Genomic DNA, 12,085 nt, shown 5'->3' with positions numbered 1-12,085 from the left:
TAGACACAAGTCCCAGGCTCGAATTTCTCGCGAAACAATGGTCATACCTGGTGCCATACATGGTGTCAGAATAGTTATGGTTTTTAAGCCGAATATATATGCAGGTCAAGTGCCCTGTGTGGGGCTTGAACCCACGACCAACGGATTATGAGTCCGCTGCTCTGACCGACTGAGCTAACAGGGCGTAAACATCCTAACAAGTTACCGAGCTCAGGTGGTATTTCTGAGTGCCGGGAATTCGAGGTTTTGGCGCCACCGCCCCAACCGGCGAAATGCCTGGGCGGGACAGTGGCGCCCTGTTATACAGTTGAGTTCATGGGCTTGAGGAAAAGGAAAATCCCTGCTGAACTGAAACCGCTGCTGCCCCGCGGCGGGCGCAACTGTGTGCCGTTGTACTTTGCGGACCAAGACTTGTGGCTGTTTGCCGACCCCAGCGGCTTAATCAGGCGAGATAGCGAGGTGACTCGCTGGGAGTGGCACGAGGTGCAGCAGATTGGGTGGGACCGCGATACCGACACTTTGAGTGTGTCTTGGCCTGACCCGGGCAAAGCGCCGCTGCTGCTAAAGAACCCGGAGTCGACCATGCTCAAGGCCTTCGGAGACTACGCGCGCATTTACCTGCAAAAGTCCCAAATCTATACCCAGTTTTCGACACTGCCCTCCGGGACGAAAGTGCGGATTTCAGTGCGGGCCAAGGCTGACGGGAGCCGGTTTTCCGAAGTCGTCGCTTTCGGGGCGCTGGCACCGGGCGACCTTCCCGCGCTGTCCAGCTTGGAATCCCAGGTACGCGACATGGCGGGTCTACCGGCCTGATACCGGTAACCTCGCAGCGAGTGGACATTCGCGAAAAGGTTCTGTTAGAATCTTATCCGCAATCCCGCGTAGCTCAACGGCAGAGCGTCCGACTGTTAATCGGCAGGTTGCTGGTTCGAATCCAGCCGCGGGAGCTTTTTTGTATCCGGTATTTCGGCGTTTTTCGAGCCGTTTTTCACTGATCCGCCGTTGGGCTTATGGGCCTTTTTCAGGTCGGTACGCGCCCCGCGCCCCGGGCGATTAGCCAGCCAGTAGTCGATAGTGTCGGTGGACCAGCCGTTGGCTGTAACTTTTTCGCCCGTGCCTATCCTGACATCGGGCGCGGGCATATAGCCGCGCTGGGAGTACGCCTTTAGCGTATTTTCGGAAAGACCGGTGTAGGCAGCGACACCGCGCAGTGAAAGAAACATGGTAGCCCCTTTTTTTGGAGGAAGCCCCGCCCCCGTGAAGGGACGGGGCGATTTCCTAACTATCTTTCGGCTTCTGCACCTTCTCACGGATGAGAATCAGTGCTAGAATTGCCTCAGGCAAGGAAACCAGGATTTCGATGAATGCGATCATCTTAATCTCCTTGTCCTCCAGCCCCAAGATGCAACCTTGGGGCTTTACCTTTGTTAGAGCGGATGCCCTAACATCTCTAACTATACGCATAGATAGGCGTAGCGCCAAGCGGGAGCGTAATTTGAGGTAAAGGGGACATTACCCTTGTTTCGATTTCCCCAACCAAGCCATCACCGCAGCTAGTACGGCTTCGATGCCCGTAGTTAGCGTGGGTTGCATGACCGGAGCGAACTTGGGGTTATGGTTAGGGAATTTGGGGTCATAGTCGCGGAAACCTCCTAGCCCCCAATAGCAATAAGGAATTCCGAACGCGTCCGGGATAGTGCTGAAATCTTCGGAAGCGGGAACCTCGCCGCAATCGCCTACCCGCTCAGCACCAAAGTGGGCAATAAATGCCTGCGTCACTTTTTCGGTAGTTTGCGGGTCATTAGCGGTCAGGGGATAGGAATCATAAAGCTCGAACTCGGCAGGTTCCGGACTGCCTGCCGCGGCGCACCCGGCGTTAACAATCCGTTTTATGGCTGTCAGTAAGTGTTCGCGCACCTCCATGTCATAAGCGCGGATATTGACCAAAAGGGTGGCGCGTTCGGGAATGATGTTTGACTTTGTGCCAGCTTGCACCGACCCCACGGTCACTACTGCCATCTGAAAAGGATCGATTTCGCGCGAAACGATAGTCTGCAACCGCAACACAATCGTCGAGGCAAGTACCACTGGATCAATGCCCATGTGAGGCATGGAGCCATGCGAGCCCTTGCCATGCAACGTAATTTTCAAGGACGCGCCAGTAGACAAAATCGCGCCGATATGGGTGCCGACTGAGCCGGCGGGCATGGGACCGGTCAGAACATGCTGACCGAAAGCAACGTCGGGGCGAGGAATTTTTTCGACCAGACCCGCCTCTATCATCGATTTCGCTCCCTCAGCGGTTTCTTCACCGGGCTGAAAGAGGGCGATATGGGTGCCACTCCAGCTATCGCGATGTTCAGCAAGCACTCGTGCGGCCCCCAGACCAGCAGTAATGTGTACGTCGTGTCCGCAGGCGTGCATCGCCGGTACTTCGTTTCCGTCCCGGTCACGTCTGGTGATAGTGGAGGCGTAAGCCAACCCGGTCTCTTCTCTCACCGGGAGTCCGTCCATGTCGGCGCGGAAAAGCGTGGTATTACCCGTGCCATTTTGTAGTATCCCAACCACGCCTCCACCGATTATTTCGGTCTGGTAGCCAAGGTCCTGCAGCTGTTTCTCAATAAAATTGCAGGTTTCTGTCTCTGCCATCGAAAGTTCAGGATGCCGGTGTAGCCATTGATAGGTTTCGTCCGGCCATGAACCTAGCTGAGCGACTGCCGTGTTTATATCCAGATTGTTCATCATAAACTCCTCTCAATTTCTTTTAACTCTGTTTTCTTTGCGGCGCAAAATCGCCCGCCGGGTGGGTCCTGATTTGGGGGTGTCATGAGCAAATGTGTAAGAAATCGGGGATTAAATCGGGGTAGGTGGTTATATAGACCAGCAACCCCGATTTAATCGCCAATTTGCAACAGGGGACGCGGCCCGTCGCTCAAAAAAAGCCTGTCTGCGCTTTAAAATGAGCCTGTGAAAGGAATCCCGGCGCCGCCGAATGGACCAGCTCAGACCCCGCCCAAAGCCAGCAAGACCAAGAAGCTGCTGGTGGGAGCCGGAGTGCTGTGCGCCGTAGTGGCATGCGGCAACGTGCTGGGAAGCAAAGCCAGCGATTCTGAGCCCAACCCCGTGGTTTCCGCCAGCCCAACCGTTTCCACCAAGGCACCGCGCGTCACCGCGGAACCCACCCCCACGCCTTCTGACCCTTCCCCCACGCAGACCCCAGAAAACACTGTGGAACCCAGTCCCGCCGACGCCCCCACGCCGGAAGCGACCGGGGACGCCGCGACCGTGCTGGCGACCTTGCCGGTGAAAGGGCGGGCGCCGAAGACCGGGTATCGGCGCGGAGAATTCGGCCAGAGATGGCGCGATATCGACCGGAACGGCTGCGACACCCGCAACGACATCTTAAACCGCGATTTGACCAACAAAACCTGGCGCGCGAACACGCGCGGATGCGTGGTGTTGAGCGGAATCCTGGCAGAGCCATACTCCGGGGAAACCAGGTATTTTGACAAGTCACAAGCCTCGGCCATCCAGATTGACCACGTGGTCGCCCTGTCCGACGCGTGGCAGAAAGGCGCCCAAGCCTTGACCGCCGCGCAGCGCGAAACCCTGGCGAACGATCCGTTGAACCTGCTGGCGGTGGACGGCCGGCTCAACCAGCAAAAGTCAGACGGGGACGCGGCGACGTGGCTGCCGCCGCACAAGGACTTCAGGTGCGCCTACGTTTCGCGCCAGATTGCGGTCAAAGCGAAGTATCGGCTGTGGGTGACTGAAGCTGAACGTGACGCGATGGTACGTATCCTGAGTAATTGCCCAGGTCAGGTACTGCCTGCCGACAGTGGGGTGGTCGTGCCCTCCGGGACCGTGCCGGCTTCTGTTCCGACAGAACCGTCGCCCCCGCCGCAGAACGTGGCCCCTTCCGCGGCAAACCCTGCACCGCAGCCCGGGGCACCAGGGGGCTCGGGAGCCAACTACGCCAACTGCCGGGAAGTCTGGGCAATCCTGGGCCGGCCCATCACCCCGCAGGATCCGGGATTCCGAGACAAATTTGACGGGGATCACGACGGGGTGGGCTGCGAATCCCGGCCCCGCTAGGGTCCGCAGCTTCGCCAGATTCTCCCGGTTTTCAGACGAAAATCCCGGCTGCGGGTAGACTGGGGGAATGGAAAAAATGCGTGTCGACGTGTGGTTGTGGGCGGTGCGACAGGTGAAGTCGCGCTCTCTGGCCACCGCGGCGGCGCGCGCCGGGCACGTGAAAATCAACGGGGTCAGTGCGAAGGCCTCCAGCGCGTTGCGGGTCGGGGACGAGGTGCGGCTGCGGGTCGCGGGTTTCGACCGGGTCCTCAAGGTAAAAGCCCTGATTCCCAAGCGTGTGGGGGCGCCCGAAGCCGTGAAATGTTACGAGGACGTCACCCCACAACGCTTGACGAATCCCGCTAATGCGGCCGTTATCTATCGACCGCGTGGCACCGGGCGGCCGACCAAAAAGGAACGCCGTCAGCTTGACGCCTTGCGCGGGCGGACGTCCTTTTGAAGTCGGTCGTAGCCCGGCGACGCCCGGACCCGCCCGACGCGGGTTTCAAGCCCACGCGGGTTTCCTACTGGGGTTAGCGCACCAGGGTCTTGGCCGCGTCAATCGCCTGGTCAGGAACGACCGCGGTCCCGCCAACTGCCAAGATACGCAGACCGGCACCGTGGGAGGCGTAGAGGTCACGCAGCGCCAAAGTCGTGGCTTCCGGCAAACTGTTCCCGTTAATCAGCAGGACCACCCCGTTCTTGAGCGACCCGGCGACGGCCGCATCGGCCAGGGCCGTGCCGTTGACCAGGTAGATCTGTTGAATCGGGGACTTGTTGTAGCCCAAGGTTTTCTTGGAACGGGCTTGGGCCAGCAGGCGAGCCGTCTCGAAGCGATCCGCTCCGCCAATCCGCTTGATATTGGTCGGGTCGCTCTGGGCGGGCGTGGCTGCGGGAACCCCAGCCGAGTTCAACCAGGCTTGAATCTTTGGAATCGCGGCGCGATATTGGGGCAGGCGCTCTTGCCAGAACGTCTGGTAGCGCTCAAACACCAGCGGAGCCAAGCCCAGCGGCCACTTTTGATAGTCATAAGTCCCGTTGATGACCGAACCGGCCATGGTCCACGACCCGGGGGTGACGCCGCGATGCAGGTAAGTGTCGAATTCCAACTTGAAAGATTCCCGCAGGTTGGCCAGGAACGTATCATCAAGCCAGGAGTAATTGACCCCGAAGTAATCGCCGTACTTTGTGACGACTTCCTCAAAAGTCGCCAGGTTGTGGGGCAAGGAGATGTCGGCTCCGTAGTAGCCGGAGCTCGCCAGGGAGGACAGGAACTGGTTCGCTCTATCTTTGTTGTCGTTATAGAGCGCGGCAACCGAACCGTAGTTGGAATAGTCCTGCTTGGTCTTAAACAGGAATTTCGACCAATTATCCTCAATGGTTTCGCGGGTATATTTCTCAGCTTCCGCGCCAAACTTAATCCACTGCGAAGAGGCCGAAATCTTTTGCGCAATCTCTCCGTTTGGTTTGGACAGTTCCGTGTAATTTTGCAGGGTCTTTTGCCAGCGGGCGATGTTTTCCGCGGTCTTGGGGGTGTCGGCCGCGGGGACTTCCACCGGTCCCGAGTTGCCTTCAGAAGTCTTGGTGGTCGGCGGGGTCGGGGTGCCTCCCGAAACGAATTTGCTCAGCTGCTGGGTGGTGGCCACGGGTATGGCTCCTGTTCCGCCCAGCACGGTAATCTGAGTAATTCCGCCTTGCTGCAAACGTTTCAGGGTCGCGGCGGGGATGGTTCCGTCAGGTTGCACCAGCAGGATGGGGGTGTCCAAAGCCCCGGCCGCCAACGCGTCGACCATAGAGCCACCGTTAGCGATCAATACCGAAATGTTGCGCGGATGGTGATTGAGTTCAACCCAGCGGTCATAGAGCAGGGCCGCGGTTTCATAGCGATCCGTGCCTTGAATCTGGGCCGCTTCGACACGGTAATCGGGCGGGTAAGCGGCGTTGAGTCCCGCCGGGATGCCACCCCACAGACCGGGGCCGCCGAGATAAGCCAGCCGATGAGTATCCATCTGGCGCAGAAAGTTGACTCGGCCATTCGTATCGGCACCCCAGGGGTCGCCATAGACGATACGTCCCGGCAAAGCTCCGGCGGTGATAGCATCGGGAATCCCGTTCGGTGCCGCCAAGTACACCGTGTTGGCCTCACCATAGGCGGACGCCGCCAGGGAAGTGGCCACCCGGTCGGGACCGGCCAGACGATTCTCGGGATTCGCTCCGTTGGCTGCCGGGACACCCATTCCGGCAAGGAGCGCTGCTCCGGCCAGACCGCAAAGGAACTTTCGCTGGGAACTAACAGTCATTTTTGCACCGCACTTTCCGTAAAATAACCTGCTTATGAGGGAATTTTACCAAGACTAGGGTCCCGAGAAGGTCGTTTTTGCGGCCTAAACGCGCGGCTTTAGCCTCTTTAGCCCTTTTAGTCCCAGTCGCCCAGGAAATGGCTGCGTTTGGGGAACTGGGCGCGGTAAGCATCAGCGCGCCGACCCAGAAAGTATCCCGGCACGCATAGCACCAGGAGCGCCACGCCGAACACGAAACCGGGCGCGACCTGCATTCCCGCCACAACGAAGGCCGCCACCGACAGCACCACACCCAGACCAGCCCCGATGGCCCACAACACTTTTGCGGACACAAAAAACGCCAGGTGAACCAAGCCCACGGTGGCAGCCAGGACACAAGACCCGGCAATCATCAGCGTGACGGTCGCCCCGGTGGTCAGCGAGTTCGGCTGTTCGTAGGCCGAGCCGGCGTAGGTCAAAAAGTACGCCGCCAGCGCGAACCCGAAAGACCCCACTACGAACGGCCACACGTCAGCCGCGGTGCGCCACAGGGATTGTTTCGGTGTCGCGGCTTTTCCGGATTTGTCGCGAGGATTTTTGCCCGCACGAGGTTCCCCCTCCGGTTTTGCGTTCGCAGAGGACTGATCGGGCTCGTCGGGTTTTTCCTGTTTGCCAAGGTTGTGCGAGGACATGACTCCTAGTCTAGTAAAATTGGGTAACTATGACTGATTTGAAATCTGTTGCGTGTCCGCTGCCCGCTTTGCCCGCAGGTGCTCCCGGGGCGGATGTTACCTTGGAAGACGGAGCGATTCGCCGCACGATTTTGCCTGGGGGAACGCGGGTTATCACCGAGCATATGCTGGGCACCCGCGCTGCCACCGTGGCACTGTGGGTCGCGCGCGGCTCTCGTGACGAGGTCGAAGGGGCGCGGGGCTCCACGCACTTCTTGGAACACCTTTTATTTAAAGGGACTCCGCGGCGCACCGCCCATCAGATAGCGATGGAATTTGACGCGGTCGGAGGCGATTCCAACGCCGCTACCGGCCGGGAATGCACCCACTACTATGCCGAAGTTTTGGGCGAGGACGTGCCCATGGCCATTGACGTTTTGATGGATATGCTGTGCGCGCCCTTGCTCAATGCCGCCGATTTTGAGATGGAACGCGGCATCATCCTCGACGAACTGACGATGGCGCTGGATAACCCCAGCGAACAGGCTTTTGACGAATTTACCCGCCGGGTTTTTCCGGCGCATCCGCTGGGGCGTCCCATTGGCGGCACGATTGAATCGGTAAAAGCCGACACCCTGGAGGCAATAGTGGCTCACTACCAGGCCGGATATGCCCCGGATCGCCTGGTGGTGGCGGCCGCGGGAGACGTCAGCCATGACCAGGTGTGTGAACTGGTGGCGGGGTCTTTGCGCCGTCCCGATTCACCGTGGCCGCAATGGCAATCCGCACCCGACCCGGCCCAGCCCGCCTTAGACTTCGACACCGCGGCAGCCGTCCCGCTGGGCAACCCCGCCGACCGCTGCGGGAACAGTCTCAACGCGGTTGGTCAGGGTGCTTGGAAACCCGAATCAGGGATTTTTAAAGTCGCCGGCAAGTTTGAACAAAGCCGGGTCCTCATTGGCGGGCCGGGACCGGGGGTAGCGGACGTGAACATGCCCGTCATGAACGTGATGAACGCCGTGTTGGGCGGGGGAATGAGTTCGCGTCTGTTCCAAAACATCCGGGAAAAGCGAGGTCTGGCCTACACCACCTACGTGTTTAACTCTCCCTATCGAGACGCGGGCAGTTTCGGCGTGACCGCGACCTGCAATCCGGCGAATACTGACCAGGTGGCAGCGCTGCTGCGTGCCGAACTGGAGGATATCGCCACCAACACGGTTCCCGAGGACGAGCTAGCCAGGGCCAAAGGCCAGCTGCGCGGCGCCACCCTGCTGAGTCTGGAGGACAATACCGTGCGGGCCAATCGGCTGGCTCATGCGGAAATCCTGCGCGGGGCTTATATCCCGCTGGCGGCCAAGCTGGAACAAATGCAGGCCGTCACTGCTGCGCAAGTGCGGGACTGGGCGGCTGAACTGGCGAAACGTGCCACTATTGAGGTGCGGTTGGGGCCGGAGGAATAAAGCCGTCCCCGGTGGTTTCGCCGCACCCCTTGCGTCCACATGGCGGACGGGGTTTCCATCATGTGAACAAAGTGCCTAAGATGACTGCATGAGTACTTTTGGGCGTTTTTCAGTAGCGATGGTGACTCCTTTCCACGCGGACGGCTCGGTGGATTACGAATCCGCCGCTCGCTTGGCGAAGCACCTGGTGGACACCGGCTGTGACGCCATCTTGGTTTCCGGCACCACGGGGGAAGCCCCCGCCACGCACTTGGACGAAAAAGCTCAGCTGTTGCAAACCGTGCGCCGCGCGGTAGGCCCAGACATCAAGCTCATTGCCGGGGTCAGCTCCAACGATACGGCGCACACGGTGGCGATGGTGCGCTCGGCGGCTCAAAACGGTGCCGACGCATTGCTGGTGACCGCGCCCTACTACAATCGGCCCTCCCAAGACGGCATTGTCGCCCACTTCCAGGCGGTTCACGAGGAAAGTGACCTGCCCATCCTGGTCTACGATATTCCCGGACGCACCGGGGTGCGCATTGCCCCCGAGACGATGGACCGGCTGGCCCGGCTGGAACGCGTGAAAGGCGTAAAAGACGCTACCGGCAACGTCAGTGCGGGTATCCAGGCCATGCGGCGCACCGGATTGGAATGGTACAGCGGCGACGACGCTCTGAACTTTTTCTTTTTGGCAGGCGGCGCCTCCGGGGTCATTTCAGTAGTGGGACACGTAGAAGGCAAACGGATTTCAGCCCTGCTGGATGCCGTTGCCGCCGGCGACCTGGCCCGCGCGCGAGAATTGGATGCGGCGCTGGAGCCCTCGAATCGTGCCATTATGGGCGCCGGTCAGGGGGCGACTTACGCAAAACAGGCCGTTTACGCCTTGGGGCTGATTGAGTCCCCGCGTCCGCGTCTGCCGCTGGTCGAACCCAGCGAGACCGAAATCGCCGATATCTGTCAGGCTCTGGTGAGTCAAGGACTGTTGCAAAAATAGCCGGCGCGGCCTGACACCACGCCACAAAAGGAGGACCCGGAAATGTTGAAAGTTGCGGTAATCGGGGCCAAAGGCCGGATGGGTAGCCAGGTTTGTGCTGCGGTCAGCGCCGCGCCGGATATGGAGCTGGTCGCCGAACTGGACCGCGACGACGACATCACCGCCAGTTTGCGCCGCGCCCACGCCACCCACGCGGTCGACTTCACCATTCCGACCAGCGCAGAAGCCAACGTGATGGCGGCTCTGCAAGCTGAAACACACGTGGTGGTCGGCACGACCGGCTGGAGTGAGGACGCCTACGCCCGGGTTCGCCAAGCCGCCCAGGCCGCCGACCGTTCCGTGCTGATTGCCCCCAATTTTGCGATTTCTGCCGTGCTGGCCATGAAGTTCGCGGCCGCGGCAGCCCCGTACTTTGAATCCGTGGAAATCCTCGAAATGCACCACCCTGACAAACTCGATGCCCCCTCCGGCACCGCCATCGCCACCGCGAAAGGCATCGCCGCGGCACGCGAGGCAGCCGGCGCCCCCGCCTTCCCGGATCACACCGAATCGGATCCGCAGGGCACGCGCGGCGGAAAAATCGCGGGTGTGCCGATCCACGCCGTGCGTTTGCGCGGCCTGTACGCTCACGAGGAAATCCTTTTGGGTAACCCTGGTGAACAGCTGGTAGTGCGCACCGATTGTTTTGACCGCGTATCCTTTATGCCCGGAGTGTTGCTGGGACTGCGCAAAGTCGCCACTTTCCCCGGTCTCACCGTCGGCTTGGACACGCTGCTGGGGCTCTAGGCGCGCCTTTCCGCTTTCCCGTTCCTTTTCTCGTTTTCCTCTCCGTTCACAAGGGTTGAGCCGGACTTTGTTCGCTCGGCGTGCGCTCCTGGGCGGGTGGGCCAGCCCGGCGGAGAGCACAACCGCTAAGATGGGTGCGTGAGTGAAGATATTTTTCAAATGCCACTGCCTGGCCCCGCCAAACCCGATGTCTTGCGATTAGTACCCTTGGGCGGTTTAGGCGAAGTCGGCCGCAACATGACCGTTTTGGAAACCGAAGGCAAAATCCTGATTGTGGATTGCGGGGTGCTGTTTCCCGAAGAGATCCAACCCGGGGTGGACCTGATTTTGCCGGATTTCACCTATATTCAAGACCGGATGGCGGACGTGGTCGGCGTGGTGCTGACCCACGGACACGAGGACCATATCGGAGCGGTGCCCTATCTGTTGAAACTGCGCGAGGACATTCCTGTCTACGGTTCGCACCTGACGTTGGCGTTCGTGGAACCGAAACTTTTGGAACACCGCCTGCCCACCACGAACCTGCGGGTCAAAGCGGAGGGCGAGCGACTCGACTTGGGACCATTCCACCTGGAGTTTTGCGCCGTAAACCACTCGATTCCAGATGCCTTGGCAGTCATGGTGCGCACGAAAGCCGGTTCCGCGCTGATTACCGGGGACTTTAAGATGGACCAGCTGCCCCTGGACGGGCGCATTACCGACCTGCGTGCTTTCGCGCGTTGGGGTGAAGCCGGGGTCGATTTGTTCTGCGTAGACTCTACGAATGCCGAGGTCCCCGGCTTTATCACCTCGGAGCGCGAGATTGGCCCCGTCCTTGAGGATGTTTTCCTCCACGCTACCGGCCAGATTGTGGTGGCTTCATTTGCGTCCCACGTCCACCGGGTGCAGCAGGTGTTGAACGCCGCCGCGAAATCTAACCGCAAGGTCGCCCTGGTGGGGCGCTCCATGGAACGCAACATGACCATCGCCGCGGAGGCCGGCTACATGACCGTGCCGGACGGGGTGCTGATTGACCTCAAGGATGTCAATTCCCTGCCCCCCGAACGCCGCGTGTATATGGCTACCGGCTCGCAGGGCGAACCGATGGCCGCCCTGTCGCGAATTGCTAACCGAACTCATCGGACGATTTCCATCGGCCAGGGCGACACGGTGGTGCTGGCATCCTCGCTGATTCCCGGCAACGAAAACTCGGTGGGGCGCGTCATTAACCAGCTCATTCGTCTGGGCGCGCAGGTCGTTCACAAGGGTAATTCGAAGGTTCACGTTTCCGGTCACGCTGCCACGGGCGAACTGCTCTATGCCTACAACATCGTGAAGCCAAAGAACGTGATGCCCATTCACGGCGAGATTCGCCACTTGGTCGCCAACGGGAAACACGCCGTGAAAACTGGGGTCGATCCGCGCCACGTCATGCTCGCTGAGGACGGGGTGTGCGTGGAGGTCAAGAACGGTGAGGCCCAGATTGTGGGTCAGGTGCCGTGTGACTTTATCTATGTGGACGGCACTTCTATCGGGGAAATCGGGGAGTCCGAACTCTATGACCGCCGCGTGCTGGCCCAAGAGGGGTTTGTGGCGGTTTACGTGGTCATGGAGATGAGTACTGGGACTATCCTCGCTGGTCCGACCGTTATTGCCCGCGGGGTGGCGGAAAACGATGATGTGTTTAGGGACATTGAGCCGGCCATCGCTGACGCGTTAAGCGCGGCGGCGGCAGACGGAAAAGCCAGCGTGCGGGACATGGAGCGGGTCGCCCGCCGCACCTTGGGACGTTGGGTGTCCAAGCGGTTGAAACGCGCACCCATGATTGTGCCCCTGGTGCTGGAAGCTGACTAGTTCAGG

At 60.1% G+C, this 12,085-nt stretch carries 10 protein-coding genes and 2 tRNA genes; 8 read left to right on the top strand and 4 right to left on the bottom strand.

The window, feature by feature from the left end:
• Positions 1-110: 110 nt before the first annotated feature.
• Positions 111-184, bottom strand: a tRNA-Ile gene (locus RQ935_RS08275).
• 131 nt (positions 185-315) lie between these two features.
• Between RQ935_RS08275 and RQ935_RS08270 the strand changes: the two genes are divergently transcribed.
• Both RQ935_RS08270 and RQ935_RS08265 read left to right on the top strand, forming a co-directional pair.
• Entirely contained in the window at positions 316-813 is a 498-nt protein-coding gene (locus RQ935_RS08270; RefSeq protein ID WP_311497957.1) for a hypothetical protein, read from the top strand.
• A gap of 62 nt (positions 814-875) precedes the next feature.
• Positions 876-947: transfer RNA gene (locus tag RQ935_RS08265), tRNA-Asn, on the top strand.
• A gap of 565 nt (positions 948-1,512) precedes the next feature.
• Here the strand turns inward: RQ935_RS08265 and RQ935_RS08260 are convergent.
• A complete protein-coding gene (locus RQ935_RS08260) occupies positions 1,513-2,742 on the bottom strand; it encodes an amidohydrolase (protein ID WP_311497956.1) in 1,230 nt (409 codons plus the stop codon).
• Between the two features lie 225 nt (positions 2,743-2,967).
• Here RQ935_RS08260 and RQ935_RS08255 point away from each other — a divergent pair, with 225 nt between their 5' ends.
• Positions 2,968-4,095, top strand: coding sequence for a DUF1524 domain-containing protein (locus RQ935_RS08255; RefSeq protein WP_399532304.1), 1,128 nt, complete (start codon positions 2,968-2,970; stop codon positions 4,093-4,095).
• A 67-nt stretch (positions 4,096-4,162) separates the two neighbouring features.
• Positions 4,163-4,534, top strand: coding sequence for an RNA-binding S4 domain-containing protein (locus RQ935_RS08245; RefSeq protein WP_311497955.1), 372 nt, complete (start codon positions 4,163-4,165; stop codon positions 4,532-4,534).
• Between the two features lie 73 nt (positions 4,535-4,607).
• Here RQ935_RS08245 and RQ935_RS08240 read toward each other — a convergent pair whose 3' ends face one another.
• Together RQ935_RS08240 and RQ935_RS08235 are read right to left on the bottom strand one after the other, a co-directional pair.
• Entirely contained in the window at positions 4,608-6,374 is a 1,767-nt protein-coding gene (locus RQ935_RS08240; RefSeq protein WP_311497954.1) for a cell wall-binding repeat-containing protein, read from the bottom strand.
• Positions 6,375-6,490: 116 nt separating this feature from the next.
• A complete protein-coding gene (locus tag RQ935_RS08235; RefSeq protein ID WP_311497953.1) occupies positions 6,491-7,045 on the bottom strand; it encodes a hypothetical protein in 555 nt (184 codons plus the stop codon).
• Between the two features lie 29 nt (positions 7,046-7,074).
• Between RQ935_RS08235 and RQ935_RS08230 the strand changes: the two genes are divergently transcribed.
• From RQ935_RS08230 to RQ935_RS08215, 4 genes are all read left to right on the top strand, one after another.
• Positions 7,075-8,484, top strand: a complete 1,410-nt coding sequence (locus RQ935_RS08230; protein WP_311497952.1) for a pitrilysin family protein — start codon at positions 7,075-7,077, stop codon at positions 8,482-8,484.
• 88 nt (positions 8,485-8,572) lie between these two features.
• Entirely contained in the window at positions 8,573-9,460 is an 888-nt protein-coding gene (dapA, locus tag RQ935_RS08225; RefSeq protein ID WP_311497951.1) for a 4-hydroxy-tetrahydrodipicolinate synthase, read from the top strand.
• Between the two features lie 42 nt (positions 9,461-9,502).
• A complete protein-coding gene (dapB, locus tag RQ935_RS08220; protein WP_311497950.1) occupies positions 9,503-10,246 on the top strand; it encodes a 4-hydroxy-tetrahydrodipicolinate reductase in 744 nt (247 codons plus the stop codon).
• 159 nt (positions 10,247-10,405) lie between these two features.
• The gene (locus tag RQ935_RS08215) at positions 10,406-12,079 is read left to right on the top strand and encodes a ribonuclease J (protein ID WP_399532314.1); all 1,674 of its coding nucleotides are present in this window, start codon (positions 10,406-10,408) and stop codon (positions 12,077-12,079) included.
• Positions 12,080-12,085: the final 6 nt, after the last annotated feature.

The organism is uncultured Mobiluncus sp. (assembly GCF_963511525.1).
Lineage (GTDB): Bacteria > Actinomycetota > Actinomycetes > Actinomycetales > Actinomycetaceae > Mobiluncus.
The sequence above is the reverse complement of the archived record's forward strand: the minus strand, read 5'-3'. Positions and strand labels throughout refer to the sequence as shown.

Excerpts from the sequence above, each read along its gene's own strand:
- RQ935_RS08260 (WP_311497956.1), bottom strand. The coding sequence starts at position 2,742 with ATGAACAATCTGGATATAAACACGGCAGTCGCTCAGCTAGGTTCATGG.
- dapA (WP_311497951.1), top strand. The coding sequence starts at position 8,573 with ATGAGTACTTTTGGGCGTTTTTCAGTAGCGATGGTGACTCCTTTCCAC.
- dapB (WP_311497950.1), top strand. The coding sequence starts at position 9,503 with ATGTTGAAAGTTGCGGTAATCGGGGCCAAAGGCCGGATGGGTAGCCAG.
- RQ935_RS08235 (WP_311497953.1), bottom strand. The coding sequence starts at position 7,045 with ATGTCCTCGCACAACCTTGGCAAACAGGAAAAACCCGACGAGCCCGAT.
- RQ935_RS08215 (WP_399532314.1), top strand. The coding sequence starts at position 10,406 with ATGCCACTGCCTGGCCCCGCCAAACCCGATGTCTTGCGATTAGTACCC.
- RQ935_RS08230 (WP_311497952.1), top strand. The coding sequence starts at position 7,075 with ATGACTGATTTGAAATCTGTTGCGTGTCCGCTGCCCGCTTTGCCCGCA.
- RQ935_RS08270 (WP_311497957.1), top strand. The coding sequence starts at position 316 with ATGGGCTTGAGGAAAAGGAAAATCCCTGCTGAACTGAAACCGCTGCTG.
- RQ935_RS08245 (WP_311497955.1), top strand. The coding sequence starts at position 4,163 with ATGGAAAAAATGCGTGTCGACGTGTGGTTGTGGGCGGTGCGACAGGTG.
- RQ935_RS08240 (WP_311497954.1), bottom strand. The coding sequence starts at position 6,374 with ATGACTGTTAGTTCCCAGCGAAAGTTCCTTTGCGGTCTGGCCGGAGCA.